Here is a 24,822-nt window from a genome sequence, read left to right on the forward strand (position 1 = left end):
GGTGGACCAATAAATGGTCAATAACCGCACCACACCCCCGGACAGGACGCGCCCGGAAATGCTGTTCCCGCCAGATCAAAACGATCAACGGGATAGATAAGGACCTTCGCGGGTTGTACCGCACACAAACCGTGAAGCGACAGGCGAAAGATGCAAAGATGAATTATAACAACTTCTTCAAAGACGCGCTTGGTGGCCTTAAGGCTGAAGGCCGTTATCGTGTATTCGCCAATCTTGAGCGCATCGTCGGTGAATTTCCGCGTGCCTGGCTTCATACCGGAAATGGTGAAGACCCGCGCAAAATTACAGTGTGGTGTTCAAACGACTATCTTGGCATGGGGCAGCACCCCAAGGTTCTTGAAGCCATGCAGGCCGAAATTACCGGACAGGGTGGCGGTGCCGGTGGCACGCGCAATATTTCCGGCTCCAACCATGTCCATGTCGCACTTGAAGAAGAACTTGCCGATCTGCACGGCAAGGAAGCCGCCCTTCTGATGACATCAGGTTATGTCGCCAACTGGACAACCCTTTCCACATTGGGCACCAAACTGCCCGATTGTGTGATTATTTCCGATGCGTTCAACCACAATTCCATGATCGAAGGCATGCGCCACTCCAAGGCAGAGCGTCGCATCTGGAAACATAATGACGTTGAGCATCTCGAACAGATTCTGGCTGACCTTGGCCCTAACCGCGCCAAGATTGTCGCCTTTGAATCGGTTTATTCGATGGATGGTGATATCGCACCGATCAGCGAAATTCTTGACCTGTGCGAAAAATACAATGCCCTGTCCTATCTTGACGAAGTTCATGCCGTTGGCATGTATGGCCCGCATGGCGGCGGTGTTGCCGAACGCGACGGTGTAATGGACCGGGTTGATATTGTTCAGGGGACGCTTGCCAAGGCATTTGGTGTTATTGGTGGTTACATTGCCGGTAAAACCGAAATCGTCGATTTCGTGCGCAGCTTTGGCAATGGCTTTATCTTTACCAGTTCCCATCCGCCCAGCATTGCCGCAGGTGCCCTCGCCAGCATTCGCCATTTAAAAGAAAGCAATGTTGAACGCGAAGCGCAAAAAGAACGCGCCGAAACCCTGCGCCAGCGCATGCGCGATGCCGGCCTGCCGGTGATGGATGCCCCCAGCCATATCGTACCGTTAATGGTGGGTGATGCCGCGATGTGCAAGGAAGCCAGCGACCGCCTGCTCTATGATCACGACATTTATGTCCAGCCAATCAACTATCCGACAGTGCCGCGCGGCACCGAACGCCTGCGCTTTACCCCTGGCCCCCTGCATAATGATGAATTGATCGACCATCTGATCAATTCATTGCTGACCGTCTGGGGCCAGTTAGGCATTCAAAAGGCTGCCTGACCCCATAACGGCTTTGTTACAAACTGTGTGCGCATAACAGTTTCAAACCCCGCCCCTGTGGCGGGGTTTTGTTTGCCTGCGCCATGGTCATCCCCCTTCCATCTGCGCGGGTTTAAGAACCGACAACGCAACAATCCCCGGCACATTTTGTTGTCAGACCCTTTGCCGCTTTGTCCTGTTTGCAATTGCGCATGTTGGCTCTATATTCTGATGGTGGAAAATAATTGCAGCCCCTCAATTTTCTTGCAATTAAGAACCGTTCGCGTTAACGTCGGAACCTGTAATGGATCGGGAACCGCCATGTATACGGATAGAACCTTGCTGCCCAAAGAATGTCTTCGCCTCTGCGCACTTGGAACTTTGGCCCTGTCGGACAAACCGATCAGTTATGCTGATCTGGCCAATCTGGTGCGCCATTTCACGGCCCATATCATGGGGCCGTCGCTCGACATGATGGGGTCTTCGCTTCAGCTTTTGAAACTTGAAGGGCTGGTGCGTGAAACATGTGGTGCGGGTGGCAAGGGTGAAGGTGAACTATCCCTTACCAATGCCGGGCGGCAAAAGTTTGATGAATTAATGCAAGGCACCCTGCGCGATACATCGGGCGAGCTGTCACGTTTGGTCATGGCCCTTAAAATGCGATTTCTGCATTTGCTGGATGATGAAACCCGCCGCGACCAAATTGAAATTCTGCAAGATGTTTGCGAACTTGAACTGGACCGGATGCTTGTCCTGCGCGAACAACATGCCGATGATGTCGGCGCTTTTGTTGGCTGGATCGATATGGAAGTTTCCCGTTTGCGCCAGAAACACGCGTGGCTGACCACCTTAATTGCCCCGGAAAATGTATCTTCGTCCTGAACAGCCCGGCGACGTCTCCGCCATTGCGGGGTTGATCATACAGGCATGTTATCAAGCCCCGTACTGCGACGGCGCTAAACAACTTGTTATGGAAAAACGCTGCAAATCAACCATCGGCTGTATCGATTATTGCTAAAATACAGGGGAAAATCCCCGGTCACGCCGCCTTTCCCCCGTAATGATCAATAACAATCCAGGCAACTGCCCCTTCCAAGGGCGTTGCCAATTTAAATGTGGCTTGAACTAGCCGATTAATCCGCCTTCACGCTCGCCCAAAATCCAATCCGGCCCATCATTACCAAAGTTGCAATCAACCTGTGCTGGTTCCGACGTTGTGAAATACAAATTACCAGCATATTTGACCGCAAACAAAAGTGGCGCTAAAGTCATTTTTTTGCAAAATATTGCCGTGATTTCATGGCGTAATGGCAACTCACCTGCTTTGTGCCTGTTTTTGAAAGAGTGTAAACTTGTCCAATTCCGATACAACGATACAACAAGAAAACTCTTACGAGCCCACACAAAATTTCGGTACAGACGGGATCAATCCCATGGACAGGCCAAGCCGGATCACCCGGTTTTTTATGGCAATTGTTTCATGGGCCGAACGCCTTAATTATAAATACGCCAAACTGGGAAATCCGCCCGTTTACGACAATGCGACCTTTCCATGGGCTGCCGAAGTTGAAAAAGAATGGCCAGCCATTCGCAAGGAACTGGAGCAGGTTTTACAGCGCCAAAGTGACCTGCCGTCGTTTCAGGATATTTCAACCGACGTCAAAACGATTTCGACCGATGCACATTGGAAAACATTTTTCATTCTGGGCTTTGGTATAAAATCGGAACAGGCAATCAGGACCTGCCCGGAAACCTGGCGCATTGTGAATAAAATCCCGGGTCTGACAACCGCGATGTTTTCAATCTTTGAACCGGGCAAGCATTTGCCGCCGCATCGCGGCCCCTATAATGGCGTTTTACGGATGCATCTGGGCCTGATTGTTCCCGATCCTGCCGACAAACTTGCCATTCGTGTTGACCAGCAGGTATGCCACTGGCAGGAAGGCAAGGTTCTGATTTTTGATGACGCCTATGAACACGAGGCGTGGAATCACACCGATAAAACCCGGGTTGTGCTGTTTGTGGACTTTGAAAAGCCGTTAAAATTTCCGGCCCGCCTTGTTCATAAAATCCTGATGAGTCTGGCCATTTTCACGCCGTTCCTGAAAGAAGGGCTGGATAACCATAAGGAATGGGAAAAGAAATTTTACGCCGAAGCCGAAAAGTTGCGTAATCAACCCGGAAAATAAAGCAACACGTCACCGCCGATTGCAAAATGGCAATCGATATATGCCAAAGAACCCCGGTTTAATCAAACCGGGGTTCTTTGTTATCTGGTTGGCAAAATCAGTAAAGATGCTGTCCGCCGGTTACAAATATCTCGGTGCCGGTGACGTAACTTGACTCGTCACCGACCAGATAATGCACCGCAGCGGCCACATCTTCCGGCGTTCCCATGCGGTTCATGGGAATACGCGGCACCAGGGCTTCGTATTCCGGCGAAATCATAGCCGTTTTAATTTCTCCAGGCGCAACAGCATTAACCCGCACGCCAAGTTCGGCAAATTCAACAGCCATTTCGCGCGTCAGGCCGGACAAAGCCGCCTTTGATGTTGAATAGGCCGAGCCGGCAAAAGGATGCACATAATGCCCCGCAATCGAGGTGATATTGCAAATGGCCCCTTTCCCCCGGTGAAGAGCAGCCGCAAAACCACGCGCCAGCATTAACGGGGTGAAAAAGTTAATTTCAAAAACATCGCGCCACCCTTCAAGGTCACCATTCAGGCAACCAAGGCGTTCCTTGTAGGGTGTTTTGGGCGACACCCCGGCATTATTGACCAGGGCATGTAACGGGTCATCGCCTAGCACATCATTTGCCTGGGCAATAAAACTTTCGACATCTTCGGGTTTGGACAGATCGGCACGAATGTGAATGCCTTGAGACGGGTCCCGCGGACAGCTGGGCGGTGGTGCCTCGCGCGAACAACAAATAACCCGCCAGCCACGCTGGGCAAAATAACCAACGGTCACATGGCCAATCCCACGGCTGGCCCCGGTAAGAACAACGGTTTTCGGGGCGGCGGCGTTGCTCATAAATGGCTTCCTTGCTGGTGGCGATACTGACCGCCGTTTATATCACTCAGGCCCAACAGAATGAAGACACCCGTTGGGGGTTTCAGCCCGATATTTTACAGATCATTCTTCGATGGTAGTCTGGCATCGGAATAAAACCATAACCCACCCGCGAATTGCTGACTTTGATGTACCTTGTTGATATAGGCCGGTTAAACAGCAAACGCTACCAGCCCGTCAGGGGAAAAGGCAAAAGTCATGTGCAGCCGGTTTGATTTAAATACTGACATTCGGGCATTTCAGGCCCGACTGGCATTGGATATGGCCGAAATGATACGGCAGCGTCCCTTGCCCTTGTCGCCCGCGACACGGCAAAACCGCACCCAACATAATGATGATCCGGCCCCATCGGCTAAACCGGCGGAGCATAAAAATCATGTTGATCAAACAAACCCAAAGGCCCCGCAAAAGGCGGCACAGGCCAAATCCGCCACAGACATAAGTGAAGATGGCACAAGCAATGAAACAGGCGATAATCTTGAGAATAGCGGATTTAATGGATTATCGGGAATCAAGCGCCCAACAGACCCGATTGCCGTCATTATACCGGCATGGTCCCTATCGCTGCGCAAATGGGGTTTAGCCCGCCACGACGGTGGCGACAATATGGCAAAAAGCCAGGCTGCAAAAGGCCTGCTTATTAATGCACGTGCCGAAACGCTGGCGCAAAAACGAACATTTCGCCCGTTATTGCAACGGCGCTGCCTGATACCGGCCACCGGCTGGTTTGAATGGCGCAAGAATGGGCAAAATCGTTATAAAAACCATATCACCCTGCCAAACCATGCCCCGTTTCTGTTTGCCGGGCTGGAAAACGGTGACGACGTTGTGATCATCACATGCCCGCCATCCCCTGTGATCCGTCATATTCACAACCGTATGCCCGCCATTATCGGGCCCGGCCATATCCATAAATGGCTGGATCAACAGCAGGATTTTTCTGCGGTGCGGCATATGTTGCGCCCCACCCCCAACCATCTTCTGGCGTGGAACGAAGAACCACAGGCGGGATCGGCACACACACCTTCATCACCGGTTTCCGACAACCAGTTTGACCTGTTTTAAGACTTTCGTAAGCGCAAGTCGAAAGAAGGCTGACGTCACTTCCTGCCGATGAAAGACAGGTTATTCGACATCAATATCGTTAGCACCACAGGGCACAACAGCTTCCACGACCCTGTGGGGCGAACGTGCAAAAACAGCACCCAGATCGGGTAATTGTGCCGTTTCCGCAATTTCAGAAGCCAGTTCTTCAGACATTGCAGCGAAATCGATTACATCGCGCAAAGACAACATTGGGATAACCCCCTCGCCAGACATTTCTCCAGGACGCAAGCCCGCCCCACGACATTTTTTTGTAATAATTACCCAAACCCTGATCCTTTTTGTTCGCATGCGCAACAAAAAAAGGCGCAGAAAACTGCGCCTTTTTCCCGTCATCATACTAATATTTCGATTTTCTGATGGAATTTCAACAAGATGGGTTACGTATGCGTCAATGCATTATCCACAAGGGCAAGGAACACTTGGCCAGCATATCCTGGGTAACACCGCCCAAAATCATTTCCTTAAATCGGGAATGGCTGTAAGCCCCCAAAACAACACTATCAGCGCCGCATTTTTCAGCCGCATCCATCAAGGCTGCCGCAACATTGGACTGATCGGGCCGTAAATCCACATTGGCCTTCACCCCGTGCCAAACGAACTGATCAGCAAGGGCCTGTGCGGTTGCCCGGCCATGTGGCACCTCGCCCACACTGACAATGGTAATCTCGCTGGCCTGCCGCAAAAGCGGCATTGACGACGTAACAGCCCGGGCAGACTCGACCCCGCCATTCCATGCAATCATAACCTTGGCGCCAACATCAGCAGGAATAACACTGGGTGTTACCAGCAATGGTCGCCCGGTTTCCATCAGGCAGGCATCAAATGTCAGCGACGCGGCAGCTTCGCGCGGGTCACGGCCAATCACCACAAGGTCAAACAAACGACCGCGACGGGCAACCGTTTCATCTTCCCGCCCGTCATCGCGGCGCCACGCACAGGTTGGCTGCAATGTCGCCTGCGGGAAATCGGCCTCGGCAATACCGGCGGCCTGACGCGCCTGAAAATAGGCAGATTCGGCATTTGCCAGGCGTTTTTTGGTTTCCTTCTCGGCCGCTCCCATCATTTCTTCAATGATCAGGCCCGACATGCCCTCGCCCACAATCGGAATAACATCCTGTGGTTCAGGGGCAACAAACAAAACTTCCAGATGGGCATCAAACCGCCGGGCGACATTAAATGCCAGCGACAAAACCCGCTGGTCCATATCCGATCCAGCGACCGGAGCCAAAATCGTACGTACAGCCATGGTCTAAATACTCCACATTCGCGTTGAACCTGACACATTAACCAGCCTTTCGGGCCGGAATTTCAAACGGGGAACAAATTCCTCTGAAAAAACAGTATCACGTCGATTATCTGCACTGTCTTTGTCTGAAATCAAAACTTTCGAATTTGTCAAATCTGCGCTCCAACCTGATCGCAGGCAAATTATTACTGGCAATATTGCCATTTGGTTCAATCGCCCCAATCTTGAAAGAATGACGGGTCGCTTGCTTCTGGTAAAACGGGTCTCATCACGACAATTGGATCAAATTCCGTTTTAATTTTGACGAAAGCACCAAAACTGTAACATTAAATTTGTTAACAGGCGAAAAGGTTGGCATTTTATGGTACTTTATCGCTCGTTCCAAAATGGTTTCACCATCGTTCAACGCACTTGCAAGCCTACAGGCCAAGACCAAAAACAATGAACTATAACGAATTGTACGACAACGCGCTTGAGGCATCCGAATTTCTGAAATCGCTGGGCAACCAGTGGCGGTTGATGATTTTATGTTCGCTAGGCACAACAGAAAAATCTGTTGGAACACTGGAAGGTGAATTGCAGCTTAAGCAATCCGCCCTGTCACAGCATCTGGCACGCTTGCGGCGCGACGGGCTGGTTAAAACCCGGCGCGATGCACAAACAATATATTATTCAATCAAGGACCCCAACGTAATGAAGGTGATCCTTGTGTTACAGGAAGCATTCTGCCCGCCGGAAAACCCGGATGCGGAACCACAATAGCGGCCCCCACATAACAACCCCATGCACAGAATGGGGCAAAGCCCCGCCCACGCCCGGACCCGCTACCAGGTTTATGGAAACAGTTTTTCCACCAGCCAGCCGGTCCCTTCGGCGTCACGGGTGTAAAGTTGGCGATCATGCAGGCGAAACGTTCCTTCGGACCAGAACTCGATGCGGTCGGGCACCAGGCGGAAACCGCCCCAATGATCGGGGCGAGGCACCTTGCCAAAGCCGAATTTTGCGGTAAATTCCGCCACCCGTTTTTCCAGGTCAAACCGGCCTGACATCGGGCGCGACTGCACCGACGCCCATGCCCCGATCTGGCTGCCGCGCGCGCGAGATTGAAAATAGGCATCCGACTCGGCTTCATCCACCCTGGTGGTCGGCCCTTCGATTCTCACGCAACGTTCCAGTTTTTTCCAGTGAAAGCACAATGCAGCATAGGCATTTTCACCAAGTTGCGTGCCCTTGCGGCTTTCGTAATTGGTATAAAAAACAAACCCTTCGGGATCGAACCCTTTTAGCAACACAACGCGCGCAGAGGGCCGCCCCTGTGCATCTGCGGTCGCCAGTGTCATGGCGTCAGGATAGGTATCTTCCTTGTTTTTCGCCTCACGGAACCACACATCAAACAAATCGAATGGATCATTGTGGGCGACATGCCCAATTTTTGTCGTAATTTTCTCGTCCATTACGCTAAACGGTCCTTTGACAACGTATAAGGTTCAACTGGTTGGCATCTTGCGACAGACAGGATCATACAACAAGACCAGTCCGCCTTTTTAAATACATATCGGTTGGGACAGTAAAGACAAGGTAGGCATGAATATAATGAAAGCACGTTCTTTTATCATCCCCGTGATGCTCGGCACATTTTTGATGGCGGGTTGCGCTGAAAACCAGGGCACCAAACAGACCGCAGGCGGCCTTTTGGGCGCTGTTGGCGGTGCTGTTGCAGGCGCACAGTTTGGCAAAGGCAAAGGCCAGCTGGTCGGTGTGGCATTGGGGACACTTGCCGGTGCCATGATCGGCAGCGAAATCGGCAAGTCGCTTGACAATGCCGACCGTGCGATGATGCAAAACACCACCCAGCACACCCTTGAAACCGCACCGGTTGGTCAGACAAGCACCTGGTCAAACCCCGATAGCGGCCATTCGGGCACCATCACCCCGACCCGAACCTATCAGAAACCTGAAAACGACCAGTATTGCCGTGAATACCAGCAGACTGTCATGATCGGCGGCGAAAAACAGCAGGCCTATGGCACGGCCTGTCGCCAGCCCGATGGCACATGGAAAGTCGTTAATTAACGACCGCATGAACAGGCAAAACGGCGCAGCGCATTAGCCCTGCGCCGTTTTTGTATATGTTGGCTAAAAATTGCAAAAACACTTACGATCATAACCAAGACCCGCTAATAATAGCCGCGTGCCGATAACACCGTTTTCGGCCCCATCATGTTTCACTTTTTCCAACCAGGCTGGCAATGCAGGACCCATACAAGATCCTTGGCGTAACCAAAACGGCCTCGCAGGACGAAATAAAAAAAGCCTATCGCAAACTTGCGCGTGAACTTCATCCGGACCTTCATCCGGACGACACCAAAATTGAAGAAAAATTCAAAAAGGTTTCCGCTGCATACCATTTGCTGGGCGATGCCGAACGCCGCAAAAAATACGATAATGGCGAAATCGATGCCGACGGGCGCGACACCGGGCCATTTGGCCGGGCGGGTGCCGGTGGCGGCACCTATCGCAGCAGTGCGGGTGCGGGGCGCGACCCGTTCGGTTTTGGCGGCCACAATGCCGAAGATATTTTTGACGAAATTTTTGGTAACCGTGCCGGCGCACGCGGCGGTTTTGGCGGGCAGCGCGACACCCGTGTCAAAGGCCCCAATATTTCCTATGAACTTAGCCTTGATTTAAAAGAAGCCCTGATGGGCACAATCAAGCGCATCAATCTTGCCAGCGGCAAACAGTTAGAAGTGCGCATTCCCCCCGGCAGCGAGGACGGGCAAACCCTGCGCCTGAAAAATCAGGGTATGGCGGGTATGCATGGGGGCGATGCCGGCGACGCCTTAATCAAGCTGCATGTCCATACCGACCAGCAATTTCGCCGCGAAGGCAATGACCTTCATTGCGAGCTGGCCATTTCCCTGCCCGAAGCCCTTGTTGGCGGGTCAATCGAAGTGCCAACAATTGATGGCAAGGTTTCAATGAAAATCCCCGCGAACGCCAATAGCGGCACCACCATGCGCCTGCGTGGCAAGGGTGCGCCCTATGACAAAGGCGACAAACGCGGCGACCAGTATGTTCACCTGACGGTAAAACTTCCGGAAAACCGCGACCGGGAGTTGATCGATTTCATCGAAAAATGGTCCCGTGACCATCCCTATTCGGTGCGATAACGCCTAAAACAACATATCAATCAGGGCCGTTACACACCATATTTGTAACGGCCCTGTTTATTTTATCGCCCGGCTGATTAATACATTCCCACACCTGTCCCGCCCCGGTTTATTTTCGCAGTTTCCTTAAAAACAGAGGCCCCATGACTGTCGATATTATCTGGAATGGCCCGCAAACAGCCGATCTGACGATTATTCTGGCGCACGGGGCCGGCGCACCGATGGACAGCCCCTTTATGACTGAAATGGCACAAAGGCTAGCGACACATGGCTATCGCGTGGGACGGTTCGAATTTCCCTATATGGCAAAGCGCCGTATGGATGGTAAAAAACGCCCGCCAGACCGCGCGCCGGTTCTAATTGAAACCTTTCACAGCTTGATCAATCATATTGGCGCGCCTGAAAGGCTGGTCATCGGCGGTAAATCGATGGGTGGACGCATCGCCAGCATGATTGCCGATGACATGACTGTGAAAGGCTTGCTGTGCCTGGGTTATCCGTTTCACCCAACGGGCAAGCCGGAAAAAACCCGCATAGATCATTTGCACACGCTAAAAACACCAACACTTATTTGTCATGGTACCCGCGATCCGTTTGGCTCGCCCGATGAAATCGCCAAATATTCCCTTTCACCTGCAGTGCTTATGCATTGGGTTGAAGACGGCAACCACGATTTTACACCGCGCAAAAGCTCCGGGCGCGATACCGGGCAAAACCTGGATGATTGCGCCCGGGCAATTCACAGCTTTCTGCAGAACCTTATCTCCCTGCCCTAAAATACAGTGACCAAACCCGATCAAAGAAACGCGACAGTTGACGGGTGTTTGTTAAGTCTGCCTGTCGCCTATGAGATATGGGATATTTCCATTAAGGGGCCGGTTAATCTGTTTTGGTCAATACAGGCAAATATAAACCGGTCGATCTGATCAATATCAACGCCATAGCGATCTCGCTTTAATATTAGCAATGCGGAAAATACAGATAGCTCCGCATTTTTCGCACACCTTTCATGACCCTTGGTCATTTATGTGTTGAAGGGTCGTCATTGATCTGCTCGCAAAGGAAGTTCCATGCACCGTCAGCGAATACGTCATCCGCGATTTTGGGATCGTGTTGTTAGCGCCGAAGAAGCCGCCAGCCTGATCAAGGATGGCATGGTCATTGGCATGAGCGGATTTACCCGCGCGGGCGAGGCAAAGGCGGTCCCCATGGCGCTTGCCGAACGGGCAAAAACCGACCCGCTTAAGATAACGTTGATGACCGGCGCATCGCTTGGCAATGACCTGGACAAAACCCTGGCCGAAGCCCATGTACTGGCACGCCGTATTCCGTTTCAGGCCGATCCGGGCCTGCGCAAGGCGATTAATAACGGCGAAGTCATGTTTGTTGACCAGCATTTGTCAGAAACGGTTGAACAACTGCGAACACAACAAATTCCAGCCATCGACATTGCAGTGATCGAGGCCGTCGCCATTACCGAAGAAGGCGGCATCATTCCGACAACGTCGGTCGGCAATTCGGCCAGTTTTGCCATTCTGGCAAAAAAGGTAATTATCGAAATTAACCTGTCGCAATCCGACACGCTGGAAGGCCTGCACGATATTTATATTCCGTCACGCCGCCCGACCCGCCAGCCAATCCCGGTGGTTTCGCCCGAAAGCCGGGTGGGGTTTCCGTTTATTCCGATTGATCCCGATAAAATTGCGGCCATCGTTGTTACCCAAAAGCTTGATAGTTCATCCACCATCCTGCCCCCCGATGATGACACCCGCGCCATTGCCGGGCATCTGGCGGATTTTTTGGGTAACGAGGTCCGCAAAGGCCGCCTGACCAATGAATTACAACCCTTGCAGGCTGGCATTGGCACCATCGCCAATGCCGTGATGCATGGCTTTATCGACACGCCATTTCATAATCTGAAGATGTATTCCGAGGTATTGCAAGACTCGACCTTTGATCTGTTTGACGCCGAAAAACTGGATTTCGCATCCGGGTCGTCAATCACCCTGTCGCAGCCTAAATACCAGCAGGTCATTGCGGATATGGACCAGTATAAACACAAACTGATCCTGCGCCCGCAAGAGATCAGCAACCACCCCGAGGTGATCCGTCGTCTGGGGCTTATCTGCATCAACACCGCCCTGGAATTTGATATTTACGGTAATATCAATTCCACCCACGTTGGCGGCACGCACATGATGAACGGCATTGGCGGATCGGGAGATTTTGCCCGCAACGGCCATATGTCGGTGTTTGTCACCAAATCCATTGCCAAGGGCGGCAATATTTCCAGCATCGTTCCGATGGTTAGTCATGTTGACCACACTGAACACGATGTTGATATCGTAATCACGGAAACCGGTTTGGCCGATTTGCGTGGTTTAGCCCCGCGTGAGCGCGCCCAAACCATTATCGCCAATTGTGCCCACCCGTCCTATCGCGATGATCTGGCCGATTATTATCGCCGGGCCTGTGGCCGTGGCGGTCACACACCCCACCTGATCGAAGAAGCCTTTTCCTGGCATGCTGCCTTTCGCACCCATGGCAGCATGAAATCAGACACCTGACCAAACCTTACCCCGACGATATACACCAAAGGATGCCTTTAACCGGGCATCCTTTGGTGTAACCGGCCTGCCCTGACAAAACAGACGCAGATATTTTCCATACCGTTTTGGCTGTAATTCTGACCCGTGATGTTATGATCACCGTACAGGATTAAAATACGCGCCATATAAACCCGGCCTTGTGTCGGAAAACAAACAGGCGCGTGCGATCAAACAGGCGGGCATGAATGGACAATTTCTGGCAATCAGACCGAATACTGGCATGGTTTGAACGGGCAACTGCCTGGATTGAAGCCAATTTATTGCTGGTACCGATCCTGTTACAGGTTGCAGCCGTCGCCTTTGCCGCCGTTCCCGCTGTTTTACTGGCATCCCCGGTTGCCAGATTGTTAACCCGGCTGCAAAACTGGCAAGGATTAAGCCACATCCCCGGGTTACGACGGTTTTGTGCCTCTCTGCCCGGTCTGTCGTTTCCCCTTGTTTTTGTGGTCATCATTTGGATCCTTGATGGCATCGCCATTCAAACATCCTACCCCCACAACGTGTTGCGCCTGGTTGCCAGCCTGCTAAATGCGTGGATTTTCATCCGCCTTGCCAGTGCCTTTATGAATGATCCGATTTGGGGCCGCACCATTGCCATTGTCGCCTGGAGCATCGCCGCCCTTAATATCGTCGGTCTGCTGACCCCCACCATCGACATGCTTGATAGCATCGCCCTTCAACTGGGATCGGTGCGTGTATCGGTCTACGGGTTGATCAAGGCCGTTTTATCGCTGGCAATATTGTTGTGGGTGGCATCGTTCGCATCGCATCTGTTTGAACAGCGTATTAACCGGGTGCATCGGTTAACGCCGTCGGTGCAGGTATTGCTGGTCAAGCTGCTTAAAATCGTTTTGCTATCGATTGCGGTGTTTTTTGCCCTGTCCACAATTGGCATCGACTTGACTGCACTGGCGGTTTTTGGCGGTGCAGTTGGTGTGGGCATTGGCCTTGGTTTGCAACGGATCGTTGCTAATCTGATCAGCGGGTTGATCCTGCTTTTGGACCGGTCGATCAAACCCGGCGACGTTATTGCCATTGGCGATACCTTTGGCTGGATCCAGTCGTTAGGGGCCCGTTACACTGCGGTGCGCACGCGCGATGGCACCGAATTTCTGATCCCCAACGAGGACCTGATCACCAACCAGGTTGAAAACTGGAGCCATTCGGACCTGCAATTGCGCCTGAAAGTCCCGGTCGGTATTTCCTATAACAATGACCCGCATCAGGCGATTGCCCTGTGCAATGCCGCAGCGGCAAAATGCAAACGCGTTTTACAAAGCCCCGGCCCCAATACCTTGCTGCGCGGCTTTGGCGATAATTCCGTCGATCTGGAAATCCGGTTCTGGATCAACGACCCGCAAAATGGGCGCGGCAATGTCATCAGTGAAGTTTTGCTTCATGTCTGGGATGAATTTAAGGAAAACGGTGTCGAAATTCCGTTCCCGCAACGCGACCTGCATTTACGCAGCAGCGATATAAGTTTGCGTGTTGAAACACCTGGCTCCCGCACACCCCGGGACCGTTCCCACCCAGAACTTTAACCTTCCCTGATATTGCCACAGTTCTTTCAGGTTCCTGTCAGCAGAACCTCGCACACTGCCCCTATCACAATGCAGGGGCAAACTGCACATGCTCAACCTGACCTATACCGAGAACGGCATTCCTGCGGCCTCGATGACAATCAAAAAGCGGGGCTTCCTTGATCATTTGCAAATGCACGCCGGTGCCATTTCGATATTAAGCCTGCTTGCGGCAGAACGGCCGGAAGTGGAAACATTTATTGCAAATATCTATGCCGATACATATGACGCCGCCCTGAAGGTGCAATATAGCAACCTGATGAGCGTACGTGACGACACCGGGCGTATCGTTGCCGCTCTCGGTTTTCGTTCGGCCGGGCACGGTCCCATTTTTCTGGAACAATATCTTAGCGCGCCTGTCGAAGATGTTCTTGGGGTTGCCCGACATCAAATTGTTGAAATCGGCAATCTGGCAGCATCGGGCACCGGCGCATCGGCATTTTTGTTCGCGGCCCTGTCGGCCTATCTGCATCATAACGGTTTTACCCACGCCATCGTCACAGGCACTGCAAGCCTGGAAAAACGGCTTCATAAAATGGGCCTGAACCCCCAGCGACATGCCACCGCCGACCCATCACGCCTGGCCGACACCCAAACCGGCTGGGGCCGTTATTATGCCACCTGCCCCCACGTATTGTCCGGCTCGGTTGCCGATGGCTATCAACGACTGCAAACACGGTTGGGCGCCCATTACACCCATGTTCGCCCCCGCCTGCATCTTCAACTTAAACACAATGGCGAAGGCTGATCATGCTGTTTTCCTTTATTCAATCTCATGACCAAAACCATATTGCCTTGCGCAGTAACGATCACGAAATCACCTATGGTGCCCTGCTTCGCCAGATTGACGATTATTGCGCCCGCCTGACTGATGTAGACGTTCTTGGACTGGCACTGGACAACACAATTGAATGGCTTTTATGGGATTTGGCAGCCCTGAAAACAGAAACCGTCTGTGTGCCGATCCCGCCATTTTTTACCCGTCAGCAAATCGACCATACGATTGCACGGGCAGGCATTACACATATGCTTAGCCCGGCAGGTTTGCAGGCAACCGGGCAATCGGCATCGCCCACCATACCCCGGGGTACCGCCAAAATCACCTTTACATCGGGCACCACCGGAACGCCAAAGGGCGTATGCCTGCCCGCATCGGCGATGGAAAACGTTGCCCATTCCATTCATACCATGCTGGGAAACGACTTTGCCGGCACGCATGTTTGCGTGCTGCCCCTTGCCATCCTGCTTGAAAATGTTGCCGGGGTGTATAGTGGCCTGGTGGCGGGCTGCACCATTGTTCTGCCGCAGTTAGGCGACTTTGACGCAAACTATTCCAGCCTGCATCATCACCTGAAACAAAATGCCGCAACATCCGCCATTATGGTGCCCGAACTGATGCGCGCCTTGCTGCTACAGGTTATCAAACAGGGGCCCTTGCCAGACCTTAAATTTCTGGCAATCGGTGGATCACGAGTTGACCCGCATCTCATCAAACAGGCGCGCAACCTTGGTTTGCCGGTCTATGAAGGATACGGCCTGTCTGAATGTGCATCGGTGGTTTCAATGAATGTTCCTGGCCATGACAGGATCGGCACCACCGGCAGCCTGTTACCGCATGTTCAGGCCAGCATAACCGACGGTGAAATTGTTATTCATCACCCGGGATTTCTGGGATATCTGGGCGAAACAGCCCCCGGCCACCATTTAACCGGCGACCTTGGCCATATGGACGAAGACGGATTTGTCCATGTTACGGGGCGTTGTAAAAATGTTCTGATTACATCCATGGGCCGCAATATTTCACCTGAATGGCCTGAATCGGTTTTACTGGCACAACCGGGAATTTACCAGACCATCGTTTATGGCGACGGCGACCCGCATCTAAGTGCCCTGATTGTGCCAACCGGCCCCCATGCCGATGTTTCCGCCTGCATTGCCAGCGCCAATGAAACCCTTCCCGATTACGCCCGGATCAAACATTTCCGCATCGTTGCGCCCTTTACCGTTGAAAACGAATGTTTGACCGGCACAGGACGCCCCCGCCGAAAAAACATCCTTCAGCAATATCTCTCCCCTCTTGCCGTCAAGGAAACACCAATGAATTTTTATGACCAACTCGTTGCGCAAACTGCAATTGCGCGCGCGGAACTCTATCGTGTTCCCCAGCTTGTCGATGGTCTGCAAGGGCGCATTTCACGCCCCACCTATATTGCCTATCTGACCGAGGCCTATCACCACGTCAAACATACCGTTCCGTTTCTAATGGCAATGGGCAGCCGCCTTCCCGATGAAAAACGCTGGTTACACAAGGCAATTATTGAATATCTGGACGAGGAAGAAGGCCACGAGGAATGGATTCTCAATGATATTGCTGCCGCAGGCGGGGATAAGGACGCCGCCCGCAAGGCCGCACCCAACCTGGAAACACAGGTGATGGTTGCCTATAATTACGATTACATCACACGCAAAAACCCTGTTGGTTTTCTTGGCATGGTTTTCATGCTGGAAAGCACATCAACCCAAATCGCCAGCATGGGTGCGGATGCCGTGATGAATGGTCTGGACCTGCCCAAATCGGCCTTTACCTATTTGTTTTCACATGGCTCGCTTGATATCGAGCATATGAAATTCTTTGAAAAAACCGTCAACCAAATCACTGATCCAGCAGATCAGGCGGCCATCATCGAAGTGGCGACAAACACTTTCCGTCTGTTTGCAAACCTGTTTGGTGCCATTCCTCATGTAAGCGAGGTACGCGATGTCGCTTAAGGATAAAACGGTTTTCATCACCGGCGGCACCGGCGGGATCGGTGCGCCCCTTGTCGAACTGTTGCGCGCACGCGGCGCAATCGTTGCTGTCTATGACCGCGCCCGTCTTGGCGATCTGAACGAAACCGTCGATAGCACCTGCAACATGCTGCGCGGCACCACCCCGGACATTCTCATCAACATGGCCGGCATTAACGTTTTCAATCGTGCCGAAGATCAGGATTACGGGCTGTTGCTAACTTTGAACCTGCTGGTTCCCATGCGCCTGTCACAGGCGGTTCTGCCAGCGATGCGCTGGCGCGGCAGCGGCCAGATCGTTAATATCGGTTCGATGACCGGGTTTATTCCGCTACCGCATTTTTCCGGTTACGTGGCGGCAAAGGCAGGCATGAAAGGGTTTAGCGATGCCTTGCGCCGCGAGGTTTCGCAAGATGGCATTACCATCACCCATATTGCACCGCGTGCCGTAAAAACAGCCATGAATAAAGGCCATGCCGGATTACTGAACCAGCGCACAAAAACCCGTGAAGACGCCCCGGATAAAATCGCACACCGCATTGTTCGCGCCATTGAACGGCGCGAAACCGACGTGCGCATTGGCTGGCCCGAGCGTGCCTTTGCCATCCTCAATGCCGTTTTTCCAGCACTGATCGACAAGGGCCTGCAACACAACCGGCTGACTGGCGAAGAAATTCTTGCCGCGAACCGGGACGTGGCATCGCCGACCCTGTCCCTGTCTAACATTCCATCTAACCGTGTTGATGAAAGAAAACAGGCATGAACAGCCGTTTCGCCCGCCTCGCCTGTGCCTGTGCCTGTTCCTGTATTGCCCTGACAGGATTGTTCATAGAGGCCGCACAGGCAACACCGGCCCCCGCCGCACCCAATGCCACCAGCCCCTTTATGGCCGGCGTCGCGCAACTTCAGCATGACTGGGCGCGCATCAAATATCAAACCCCGGACAAGGATCAGCAGCTTGATGCCATTCATCAGCTTGAAACCCGGGCCGATGCCCTGACCCATGAATATTCAGACAGCCCGGAAGTCATGATATGGAAAGCGATTATTCTTTCAACCGATGCGGGGCTGGATCAGGGCCTGTCAGCACTTGGCAAGGTCCGCGATGCCCGCGCCCTGTTTGAACAATCCATCAAACTTAACCCCTATGCCCTGAACGGTTCGGCTTATACGTCACTTGGGTCGCTTTATTATCAGGTTCCCGGATGGCCACTTGCCTTTGGCAGCAACACCAAGGCCGAGGAATTTTTGAAAAAGGCACTGGCCATCAACCCCGACGGCATTGATCCCAATTATTTTTATGGCGATTTTCTATTGCAAAACAAACGCTATGAAGACGCACGCGCCTATTTTCAACATGCCCTTGCGGCCCCTGACCGGCCCGACCGGCCCGTTGCCGATTCCGGGCGACGGGTTGAAATAAAACAGGCCCTGGCCAAAATTGACAACTCCCTTACCCATTAAAGGAGAAACGCTTCAAGCCACATCCTAGCTGTTACCTATCCGGGCAGTTATCGGAAAGGTTACGAATCCTGCCACCCTTCAAAACCCTAAATTCGGTTTTTCTGATATTATGACTTGCCCCTGATGGTTGAACTTGGCATGGCTGATGGCATGGGATAACATTTTGTTTCCACCAGCTTTTCACAATAAAGGCCACACCATGTACAAGAAAATCCTGCTTGCCTATGATGGCAGCCAAGAAGGCCGTGCGGCCCTGAAACAGGGTGCTGAACTTGCCGTTATGTGCCAGGCCGAAGTTTGCCTTCTTGCCGTGCTGGCACCGGATATAGGGGTAATTTATGCCGAAGCTGCGGTTCCGTCTGATTTACCGGACCGAATGCTGGCCGATATACAGGAAAGCCTGAACGAGGGTAAGGCGAAGTTGCAGGGCATGGGGCTGGCCGTTGAAACCCGTTTGGAAAACGGCATTCCTGCCAGCGAAATTGGCAGGGTTGCCGAGGTTATCAAAGCTGATCTGATTGTGGTTGGTCACCGTGAACAGGGCGCATTGTCGCGCTGGTGGGGCGGGTCAACCGGTGCATCACTTTTGGCACATGCCAAATGCAGCACCCTGATTGCCATTGCCCCGACACCGTCAGACCCTGCCTGAAAAGACATTTCACATCAGACCAAAAATATACCATTCAAATGCCGGTCGCACATGCAACCGGCATTTTCTTTAACCCTGCATTGCGCGCAAAAATACCGTCACTCGACCTGGCGGTTCATTTCATCAGGGTCAATGTCAACGGGTGCCGATGAAGTCCCGTCATCCTCGACAGGTTGTGGCACCTTGTCCTCCGGGCGGGGGCTTTGAAACAGGTCGCTAATCGATACATCAAGCAACCCCTGACGGGTATCGTCAAGCTCCAGCAATTTATCGCGCACACGTCCGGGCCAGCCGCTATTGACCTCGACCAGCAACAACCGGTCATGATCCAGAAACAGGCCCAGCCGGGTCATTAAGTGACCAAGTTTTAAACGCGATAAATCCCCCGATAATAACCAGCGATGTTTTTCGCTGCGTTCGATCAGGTTTTCGCGGCGCAATGCAGCCAGCGCCCAGTTCAAATCCCGCCCGCCCATTTTCAATTCGCGCAATAACCGGCGATAGCTTGGCGGTTTATCGGCCAGTTGAAACCGTGCCTGCAGATATTCCAGCAGCTTAAGCACCGCAATCAACCGCTCGGTATGACCAGGGACACCTCCGCGCGGGTCCGGTACCAGCCCGGCGGCCCGTGCTGCCCGCCATTCGGACCGTGCGGCGGCCACCTGTGCGCCCAGCAAGATGACCATCCAGGTCAAATACATCCAGATCAGAAAAATCGGCACCACCGCCACGGCACCATAAATGGTCTGATAGGTCGGGAATGTGCTGACATACAGGCCAAAACCCTTTTTCAGGGCTTCGAACAAAACCGCCGCAACCACCCCGCCGACGGCCCCGTCAACAATGACGACAGACCGGTTTGGCATTCCTAAAAACAGTAAGGTGAAGGCAATGGCGGATAAAAAGAATGGGGCCAAAAACCCCAACTGGCCAATTTGCGCATCAAGAGCGTCACCGCCGATCATGTGACGCATGGCAAAAATATAGGACGCCATCGACAGACTAAGGCCCAATAATAACGGCCCCACTGTAATCAACGCCCAAAAAACCACCAGTCGCGACAAAAGTTTGCGAGGCGTTGTTACCCGGAAAACATCGTTCATCACGGTTTCGATAGAGCCTAGCAACATCACTGCCGTGAAACCCAGAACCACCGTGCCAATGGCCGTCATCTGACCGGTATTTTTTAAGAAACCGGCTAAATAATCAGCGACTTCAGAACCGGTTTCGGGCAGGAAGTTGCTGAAAATCAACCCGGAAATCTGATCTTTCCATTGATCAAACACCGGAAAAGCCGAAAGCACGGTCAGCGCGATTGCCAGGAATGGAACCATCGCCAGCAACGTGGTGTATGACAAGGCACTCGCCCGTTGCGGCGAGTTGTCATGTAAAAACCGCATAAACGCATAGCGCCAAAATCCGGTACGATCGTCGAGCAATTTTCGCCAATTCACCATTAAACGCTTAATCCTGTGCAATTTCCGGCTATAGTGAGATAAGCAAGCTAGAATAACGTGCCATGCAAAGATAAAACAGGCCAGATTGATTTTGGCCGGGCTTTGTGTAGGATGCGGATAATATTGAATGTCTCCAGTATACGTTCCCGCCCGAACCGGGTACGGTTCCAGATACGGAGAGAGATCGCCTGAACGAGAGGAAAAATGAGCCTGTCCGCCGATAACCTTTCAGGCCTGATGGCCGGTAAACGAGGCCTGATCATGGGCGTCGCCAACGATAAATCCATTGCATGGGGCATTGCCCGTGCCGTAGCCGCTGCGGGTGGCGAAGTTGCGTTCACCTATCAGGGCGATGCCCTGGGCAAGCGCGTTCGCCCGCTGGCGGAAAGCATTGGCAGCGACATTGTCCTGCCCTGCGATGTCAGTGATCCCGCCAGCATTGATGAGGCTTTTGCGGCCCTGAAGGAAAAATGGGACACCATTGACTTCATCGTCCATGCCATTGGCTATTCCGACAAAAACGAACTTCGGGGCCGGTATCTTGACACCTCGCCCGAGAATTTCGCCATGTCGATGAATATCTCGGTCTATTCATTTACCGCCGTTGCCCAGCGCGCCGAAAAAATGATGACCAGTGGCGGTTCAATGCTGACCCTGTCCTATTACGGGGCAGAAAAGGTAATGCCGCATTACAATGTGATGGGGGTTGCCAAGGCCGCCCTTGAAGCCAGCGTCAAATATTTGGCCAACGACCTTGGCCCGGATAATATTCGTGTTAACGCCATTTCCGCCGGGCCGATCAAGACCCTGGCCGCTTCCGGGATTGGCGATTTCCGCTATATCCTGAAATGGAACGAATATAATTCGCCGATGCGGCGCAATGTTACGATCGATGATGTCGGTCGGTCGGGTCTGTATTTCCTCTCCGACCTGTCAACAGGTGTGACGGGCGAAACCCATCATGTCGATTGCGGCTATCATACCGTTGGCATGAAACAGGTGGATGCCCCGGACATTACGGTCAGCAAACCCTAATCGCGATCACGATATCATTACCGGGTCGCCTACGGGCGGCCCGTTTTGTCTGTCTCAATCGTTAACCTCTTGATGTCTGGATATCTGATGGCTGGCAACAGTTTTGGCTCTCTGTTTCGTTTTACCACCTTTGGCGAAAGCCACGGCCCGGCCATTGGCTGCGTGGTGGACGGGGTGCCGCCGCGCCTTGATCTGTGCGAAGCCGACATTCAGAAATATCTGGAAAAACGCAAACCCGGCCAGTCCCGCTTTACCACCCAGCGCCGCGAACCTGACGAGGTTAAAATTCTTTCAGGTGTGTTTGAAGGCAAAACAACCGGCACACCGATTGGCCTGTTGATTGAAAATGTCGATCAACGCTCCAAGGATTATGGCGAGATCAAAAACCAGTTCCGCCCCGGCCATGCCGATTATACCTATTGGGAAAAATACGGCATTCGCGATTATCGCGGTGGCGGGCGTTCATCGGCGCGTGAAACCGCCATGCGGGTTGCCGCCGGTGCCGTTGCCCGCAAAATTTTGGGCGATGACATCAAAATTCGCGGGGCCCTGGTTAAAATGGGCACCAAGGAAATCAATCGCGCCAACTGGAACTGGGACGAGGTTGATAACAACCCCTTCTTCACCCCCGATGCCGACGCCGTGCCGGTCTTTGAAAAATATCTTGATAGGTTGCGCAAGGATGGGTCATCGGTTGGTGCCGTGATCGAAGTGGTATGCTCCGGCGTGCCGGTTGGCCTGGGCGACCCGATTTATGACAAGCTTGATGCCGACCTTGCCAAAGCCATGATGACGATCAATGCCGTCAAAGGCGTTGAAATTGGCAACGGTTTTGAAGCTGCCGAACTGACCGGCATTGAAAATGCCGATGAAATGCGCATGGGCGAAGATGGCAAACCGGTTTTCCTGTCCAACCATGCCGGCGGCATATTGGGCGGCATCTCATCGGGCGAAGATGTTGTGATCCGTTTTGCTGTGAAACCGACCAGCTCTATCCTGCAACCGCGCCACAGCGTCGATACCGCAGGCAAGGATGTGGATGTCGTCACCAAAGGCCGCCACGACCCCTGTGTGGGCATTCGGGCCGTCCCGGTTGGCGAAGCCATGGCCGCCATTGTGCTGGCTGACCACCTGTTGCGTCACCGCGCGCAGTGCGAAGGCTGGAACAGGGCCTGATCAGGGTCAGGGCCAGAAGCGCACCGCGTCCCCACTCGTTGGCTGACAGTAAACACCATAGACCATCATTTGGCAGGGCACATGTGGCCCTGCCTTTTTGCTTAAGCGGGCCTTGCGACGCTGCTTTTCATTGCTGCCTTTAACGGGCAGGTGCCAAAACTCCGCCTTGCGATATCACTTTGGCGACACATCTGTCACGCCAGCGCATTTTACGGCTTTCCTCATATCAGCCGGGCGGCTTAAAACACCCCGTCAAACCACCGCAACCTGCACAGCCCGACACCTGCACAGCCCGACACCTGAAGCCTTAAACCAGCCACACGCTGCCGGTACAACAACATCACTATTTTCCGCCCCCTTGTACTGACCCAGCGAAAAAGGCTGATTTCTGCGGTATTTGGGCTTGACGCACGCGGCGGCCTTGAATATGTTAACATTATTAACATACATAAAAAAACGACACGAGCATATGAGCAAATATCACCACGGCGACGTGCGCAATGTATTGCTGCGCGAAGCCGAAACCATCCTGCGCAAGGAAGGCCCAGGCGGCCTGTCTTTGCGTCGCCTCGCCCGGTTAACCGGGGTTTCCGAAGCCGCACCCTATCGCCATTTTGATGGCAAGGATGGCATTTTGGCGGCAGTGGCAATTGCCGCGTTGGAACGCTTTGGCGAACGGCTGGAAGAAACCGCCAGGTGCGATCTGCCGCATGAAGAACGCATCGTCGCACTAGGTGCGGCCTATGTCGAATTTGCCATCGAACATCCGCAGCATTTCCGGCTGATTTTCGGGCGCGAACGCCCACCGCTGGACCAATACCCCGATCTGCGCGATGCCGCCGACAGTGTTTTTGATATTTTGCAACGCTCTGTCACCAATCTGGACCAGCGCGGTGACATGACACTGGCCGATGCCGCCAATGCCTATAACCGTGCCCTGGCGGCCTGGAGCCGGGCGCACGGTATTGCGACCCTGGTAATTGATGGCATGATATCGCCACCACTGGACCAACCTTTGCAACAATTCGTCTTTGGCCTTCTGGCCGAGGATCTGGGCATTCCCGCCAGCTTGCAAAACACAAAGAAATAACAGCAAAAAGAACATGTATTTCACGTGGTATGCCCGACTATAGCCGTGCATCACACCAGCCTTTCCTCTACCAGTGACTAATCTGGTCCACCCCGAACAATCGCCCCCGTTTCCCCCGTTTCTCGTTGCAATCAAAGGCAGCCTTATGGATTTCATCTTGATAAAATTTATCCATCTTGTCGGGGTGGTGCTGTTTCTGGGCAACATCATCGTCAGTGCAGTGTGGAAAAATGCAGCTGATCGCACAAAAAACCCGGCGATCATTGCTTTTTCCTGCCGGCTGATCAAAATCACCGACTTGGCCTTTACCGCAGGCGGTGTGGTGTTAATTGCAATCGGGGGCCTTGGCATGTATCACATCGGGCGCATTGACCTTGCAGCCCGCGTCAATCTGCAAAGCGGCATAACACTGTTTGTGATTTCGGCAATCATATGGCTTTTGGGGTTGATCCCCCTACAACGTCGCATGGCGCGCCTGTCGCATATGGCAGCAGCACATAACGCGACCACCCTGCCCGACACCTATTTTCGCGCCGCACGGCTGTGGAATTTTCTGGGGGCACTTGCGGTTATTTTGCCAATCATAACCTTGTGGCTTATGCTTAACCCCTAAAGACGCTGCACCGCCCGTTCTGCCCGCAACGCCAATGCCGCCTTGCTTTTCAGCGGGCAGGAAAGGCTTTGTCCTTATATCGCCCGGCGGCGGCGAAATACCGTAATATAGGCTACCGCCGCCATAACAAACGCAGCTCCCAAACCATGCCAGGGGTTTAAAACCTCGCCCAGCACAAGCGCCCCCAGCAATGCCGACATAAAAGGCTGCCACAATAAAATAATCGATCCGGTTGCTTCATCAACGCGTTTAAAACATACCGACACCATACCTTGCCCGCCGATATGGGTTAAAAATGCCAACCCGCACAAGGCCAGCCAGCCCCCTGCCATCACCGGCATACCGATATGGCCATCAAAAATCACCATATAAACGGCCAGAACCAGCGCCGTAACTGTTTAGTCCCGGCATT

General features: G+C 52.9%; 25 protein-coding genes. 19 read left to right on the plus strand and 6 right to left on the minus strand.

The genetic code is table 11. The features are described 5' to 3' along the window. Nucleotides 1-158 precede the first annotated feature (158 nt). The 3 genes from hemA to THS27_RS10850 all read left to right on the plus strand — a co-directional run bounded on the left by hemA (nucleotide 159) and on the right by THS27_RS10850 (nucleotide 3,544). Entirely contained in the window at nucleotides 159-1,376 is a 1,218-nt protein-coding gene (gene hemA / locus THS27_RS10835) for a 5-aminolevulinate synthase (RefSeq protein ID WP_085590691.1), read from the plus strand. A gap of 300 nt (nucleotides 1,377-1,676) precedes the next feature. Then, complete coding sequence (locus THS27_RS10840) at nucleotides 1,677-2,237, plus strand: hypothetical protein (RefSeq protein ID WP_085590693.1); 561 nt, start codon at nucleotides 1,677-1,679, stop codon at nucleotides 2,235-2,237. A 551-nt stretch (nucleotides 2,238-2,788) separates the two neighbouring features. Then, nucleotides 2,789-3,544, plus strand: a complete 756-nt coding sequence (locus THS27_RS10850; protein ID WP_210402881.1) for an aspartyl/asparaginyl beta-hydroxylase domain-containing protein — start codon at nucleotides 2,789-2,791, stop codon at nucleotides 3,542-3,544. A gap of 97 nt (nucleotides 3,545-3,641) precedes the next feature. On the opposite strand, the gene THS27_RS10855 is transcribed toward THS27_RS10850, so the two are convergent. Further along, nucleotides 3,642-4,388 carry an SDR family NAD(P)-dependent oxidoreductase gene (locus tag THS27_RS10855; protein WP_085590698.1) on the minus strand — a complete coding sequence of 249 codons (747 nt, stop codon included), beginning with the start codon at nucleotides 4,386-4,388 and terminating at the stop codon, nucleotides 3,642-3,644. A 237-nt stretch (nucleotides 4,389-4,625) separates the two neighbouring features. On the opposite strand from THS27_RS10855, the gene THS27_RS10860 reads away from it, so the two are divergent. Beyond that, the gene (locus tag THS27_RS10860) at nucleotides 4,626-5,492 is read left to right on the plus strand and encodes an SOS response-associated peptidase (protein WP_085590700.1); all 867 of its coding nucleotides are present in this window, start codon (nucleotides 4,626-4,628) and stop codon (nucleotides 5,490-5,492) included. A gap of 60 nt (nucleotides 5,493-5,552) precedes the next feature. Here the strand turns inward: THS27_RS10860 and THS27_RS10865 are convergent, their stop codons facing one another. Both THS27_RS10865 and THS27_RS10870 read right to left on the minus strand, forming a co-directional pair. Next, entirely contained in the window at nucleotides 5,553-5,870 is a 318-nt protein-coding gene (locus THS27_RS10865) for a hypothetical protein (protein WP_085590702.1), read from the minus strand. 52 nt (nucleotides 5,871-5,922) lie between these two features. Beyond that, nucleotides 5,923-6,780 carry a universal stress protein gene (locus THS27_RS10870; protein ID WP_085590704.1) on the minus strand — a complete coding sequence of 286 codons (858 nt, stop codon included), beginning with the start codon at nucleotides 6,778-6,780 and terminating at the stop codon, nucleotides 5,923-5,925. A gap of 441 nt (nucleotides 6,781-7,221) precedes the next feature. On the opposite strand from THS27_RS10870, the gene THS27_RS10875 reads away from it, so the two are divergent. Further along, on the plus strand, nucleotides 7,222-7,542 hold the full coding sequence (locus THS27_RS10875) for a helix-turn-helix transcriptional regulator (RefSeq protein ID WP_085590706.1): 321 nt from the start codon (nucleotides 7,222-7,224) through the stop codon (nucleotides 7,540-7,542). 71 nt (nucleotides 7,543-7,613) lie between these two features. Here THS27_RS10875 and pdxH read toward each other — a convergent pair whose 3' ends face one another. Then, nucleotides 7,614-8,234 (minus strand): pyridoxamine 5'-phosphate oxidase, encoded by a 621-nt coding sequence (gene pdxH, locus THS27_RS10880; protein ID WP_085590708.1) that lies wholly within the window; start codon nucleotides 8,232-8,234, stop codon nucleotides 7,614-7,616. A gap of 139 nt (nucleotides 8,235-8,373) precedes the next feature. Here pdxH and THS27_RS10885 point away from each other — a divergent pair, with 139 nt between their 5' ends. The 10 genes from THS27_RS10885 (at nucleotide 8,374) to THS27_RS10930 (ending at nucleotide 19,039) form a co-directional block, all read left to right on the plus strand. Then, a complete protein-coding gene (locus THS27_RS10885; protein ID WP_085590710.1) occupies nucleotides 8,374-8,853 on the plus strand; it encodes an RT0821/Lpp0805 family surface protein in 480 nt (159 codons plus the stop codon). 176 nt (nucleotides 8,854-9,029) lie between these two features. After that, nucleotides 9,030-9,950: a DnaJ C-terminal domain-containing protein gene (locus tag THS27_RS10890; protein WP_085590712.1), complete on the plus strand. Its 921-nt coding sequence runs from the start codon at nucleotides 9,030-9,032 to the stop codon at nucleotides 9,948-9,950. A 143-nt stretch (nucleotides 9,951-10,093) separates the two neighbouring features. Further along, nucleotides 10,094-10,726, plus strand: a complete 633-nt coding sequence (locus THS27_RS10895) for an alpha/beta family hydrolase (RefSeq protein ID WP_085590714.1) — start codon at nucleotides 10,094-10,096, stop codon at nucleotides 10,724-10,726. Nucleotides 10,727-11,020: 294 nt separating this feature from the next. Beyond that, a complete protein-coding gene (locus tag THS27_RS10900; RefSeq protein WP_085590716.1) occupies nucleotides 11,021-12,517 on the plus strand; it encodes an acetyl-CoA hydrolase/transferase family protein in 1,497 nt (498 codons plus the stop codon). 227 nt (nucleotides 12,518-12,744) lie between these two features. Beyond that, on the plus strand, nucleotides 12,745-14,100 hold the full coding sequence (locus THS27_RS10905; protein WP_085590718.1) for a mechanosensitive ion channel family protein: 1,356 nt from the start codon (nucleotides 12,745-12,747) through the stop codon (nucleotides 14,098-14,100). 88 nt (nucleotides 14,101-14,188) lie between these two features. Then, nucleotides 14,189-14,887 (plus strand): thermostable hemolysin, encoded by a 699-nt coding sequence (locus THS27_RS10910; RefSeq protein ID WP_085590719.1) that lies wholly within the window; start codon nucleotides 14,189-14,191, stop codon nucleotides 14,885-14,887. A gap of 2 nt (nucleotides 14,888-14,889) precedes the next feature. Continuing rightward, nucleotides 14,890-16,908 (plus strand): AMP-binding protein, encoded by a 2,019-nt coding sequence (locus THS27_RS10915; RefSeq protein WP_085590721.1) that lies wholly within the window; start codon nucleotides 14,890-14,892, stop codon nucleotides 16,906-16,908. After that, nucleotides 16,898-17,689, plus strand: a complete 792-nt coding sequence (locus THS27_RS10920; protein ID WP_085590723.1) for an SDR family NAD(P)-dependent oxidoreductase — start codon at nucleotides 16,898-16,900, stop codon at nucleotides 17,687-17,689. The genes THS27_RS10915 and THS27_RS10920 overlap by 11 nt, the downstream gene beginning before the upstream one ends. Then, entirely contained in the window at nucleotides 17,686-18,390 is a 705-nt protein-coding gene (locus THS27_RS10925) for a tetratricopeptide repeat protein (protein WP_085590725.1), read from the plus strand. The genes THS27_RS10920 and THS27_RS10925 overlap by 4 nt, the downstream gene beginning before the upstream one ends. A gap of 199 nt (nucleotides 18,391-18,589) precedes the next feature. Then, complete coding sequence (locus THS27_RS10930) at nucleotides 18,590-19,039, plus strand: universal stress protein (RefSeq protein WP_085590757.1); 450 nt, start codon at nucleotides 18,590-18,592, stop codon at nucleotides 19,037-19,039. 98 nt (nucleotides 19,040-19,137) lie between these two features. On the opposite strand, the gene THS27_RS10935 is transcribed toward THS27_RS10930, so the two are convergent. Continuing rightward, a complete protein-coding gene (locus THS27_RS10935; RefSeq protein WP_085590727.1) occupies nucleotides 19,138-20,496 on the minus strand; it encodes a YihY family inner membrane protein in 1,359 nt (452 codons plus the stop codon). Between the two features lie 204 nt (nucleotides 20,497-20,700). Here THS27_RS10935 and fabI point away from each other — a divergent pair, with 204 nt between their 5' ends. The 4 genes from fabI to THS27_RS10955 all read left to right on the plus strand — a co-directional run bounded on the left by fabI (nucleotide 20,701) and on the right by THS27_RS10955 (nucleotide 24,410). After that, entirely contained in the window at nucleotides 20,701-21,531 is an 831-nt protein-coding gene (fabI, locus tag THS27_RS10940; RefSeq protein WP_085590729.1) for an enoyl-ACP reductase FabI, read from the plus strand. Between the two features lie 87 nt (nucleotides 21,532-21,618). Further along, nucleotides 21,619-22,707 (plus strand): chorismate synthase, encoded by a 1,089-nt coding sequence (gene aroC / locus THS27_RS10945; protein WP_085590731.1) that lies wholly within the window; start codon nucleotides 21,619-21,621, stop codon nucleotides 22,705-22,707. Nucleotides 22,708-23,176: 469 nt separating this feature from the next. Continuing rightward, nucleotides 23,177-23,797: a TetR/AcrR family transcriptional regulator gene (locus tag THS27_RS10950; protein ID WP_085590733.1), complete on the plus strand. Its 621-nt coding sequence runs from the start codon at nucleotides 23,177-23,179 to the stop codon at nucleotides 23,795-23,797. A gap of 157 nt (nucleotides 23,798-23,954) precedes the next feature. After that, nucleotides 23,955-24,410: a DUF2269 family protein gene (locus tag THS27_RS10955; RefSeq protein WP_246832930.1), complete on the plus strand. Its 456-nt coding sequence runs from the start codon at nucleotides 23,955-23,957 to the stop codon at nucleotides 24,408-24,410. Nucleotides 24,411-24,484: 74 nt separating this feature from the next. On the opposite strand, the gene THS27_RS10960 is transcribed toward THS27_RS10955, so the two are convergent. Continuing rightward, complete coding sequence (locus tag THS27_RS10960) at nucleotides 24,485-24,796, minus strand: DMT family transporter (RefSeq protein ID WP_305791115.1); 312 nt, start codon at nucleotides 24,794-24,796, stop codon at nucleotides 24,485-24,487. Nucleotides 24,797-24,822: the final 26 nt, after the last annotated feature.

Source organism: Thalassospira sp. MCCC 1A01428, from assembly GCF_002115825.1.
Classification (GTDB): domain Bacteria; phylum Pseudomonadota; class Alphaproteobacteria; order Rhodospirillales; family Thalassospiraceae; genus Thalassospira.

Bases quoted from the DNA above. Each gene is read 5' to 3' on its own strand.
- hemA (WP_085590691.1), top strand. From the start codon at position 159: ATGAATTATAACAACTTCTTCAAAGACGCGCTTGGTGGCCTTAAGGCT.
- THS27_RS10840 (WP_085590693.1), top strand. From the start codon at position 1,677: ATGTATACGGATAGAACCTTGCTGCCCAAAGAATGTCTTCGCCTCTGC.
- THS27_RS10850 (WP_210402881.1), top strand. From the start codon at position 2,789: ATGGACAGGCCAAGCCGGATCACCCGGTTTTTTATGGCAATTGTTTCA.
- THS27_RS10855 (WP_085590698.1), bottom strand. From the start codon at position 4,388: ATGAGCAACGCCGCCGCCCCGAAAACCGTTGTTCTTACCGGGGCCAGC.
- THS27_RS10860 (WP_085590700.1), top strand. From the start codon at position 4,626: ATGTGCAGCCGGTTTGATTTAAATACTGACATTCGGGCATTTCAGGCC.
- THS27_RS10865 (WP_085590702.1), bottom strand. From the start codon at position 5,870: ATGATGACGGGAAAAAGGCGCAGTTTTCTGCGCCTTTTTTTGTTGCGC.
- THS27_RS10870 (WP_085590704.1), bottom strand. From the start codon at position 6,780: ATGGCTGTACGTACGATTTTGGCTCCGGTCGCTGGATCGGATATGGAC.
- THS27_RS10875 (WP_085590706.1), top strand. From the start codon at position 7,222: ATGAACTATAACGAATTGTACGACAACGCGCTTGAGGCATCCGAATTT.
- pdxH (WP_085590708.1), bottom strand. From the start codon at position 8,234: ATGGACGAGAAAATTACGACAAAAATTGGGCATGTCGCCCACAATGAT.
- THS27_RS10885 (WP_085590710.1), top strand. From the start codon at position 8,374: ATGAAAGCACGTTCTTTTATCATCCCCGTGATGCTCGGCACATTTTTG.
- THS27_RS10890 (WP_085590712.1), top strand. From the start codon at position 9,030: ATGCAGGACCCATACAAGATCCTTGGCGTAACCAAAACGGCCTCGCAG.
- THS27_RS10895 (WP_085590714.1), top strand. From the start codon at position 10,094: ATGACTGTCGATATTATCTGGAATGGCCCGCAAACAGCCGATCTGACG.
- THS27_RS10900 (WP_085590716.1), top strand. From the start codon at position 11,021: ATGCACCGTCAGCGAATACGTCATCCGCGATTTTGGGATCGTGTTGTT.
- THS27_RS10905 (WP_085590718.1), top strand. From the start codon at position 12,745: ATGGACAATTTCTGGCAATCAGACCGAATACTGGCATGGTTTGAACGG.
- THS27_RS10910 (WP_085590719.1), top strand. From the start codon at position 14,189: ATGCTCAACCTGACCTATACCGAGAACGGCATTCCTGCGGCCTCGATG.
- THS27_RS10915 (WP_085590721.1), top strand. From the start codon at position 14,890: ATGCTGTTTTCCTTTATTCAATCTCATGACCAAAACCATATTGCCTTG.
- THS27_RS10920 (WP_085590723.1), top strand. From the start codon at position 16,898: ATGTCGCTTAAGGATAAAACGGTTTTCATCACCGGCGGCACCGGCGGG.
- THS27_RS10925 (WP_085590725.1), top strand. From the start codon at position 17,686: ATGAACAGCCGTTTCGCCCGCCTCGCCTGTGCCTGTGCCTGTTCCTGT.
- THS27_RS10930 (WP_085590757.1), top strand. From the start codon at position 18,590: ATGTACAAGAAAATCCTGCTTGCCTATGATGGCAGCCAAGAAGGCCGT.
- THS27_RS10935 (WP_085590727.1), bottom strand. From the start codon at position 20,496: ATGGTGAATTGGCGAAAATTGCTCGACGATCGTACCGGATTTTGGCGC.
- fabI (WP_085590729.1), top strand. From the start codon at position 20,701: ATGAGCCTGTCCGCCGATAACCTTTCAGGCCTGATGGCCGGTAAACGA.
- aroC (WP_085590731.1), top strand. From the start codon at position 21,619: ATGGCTGGCAACAGTTTTGGCTCTCTGTTTCGTTTTACCACCTTTGGC.
- THS27_RS10950 (WP_085590733.1), top strand. From the start codon at position 23,177: ATGAGCAAATATCACCACGGCGACGTGCGCAATGTATTGCTGCGCGAA.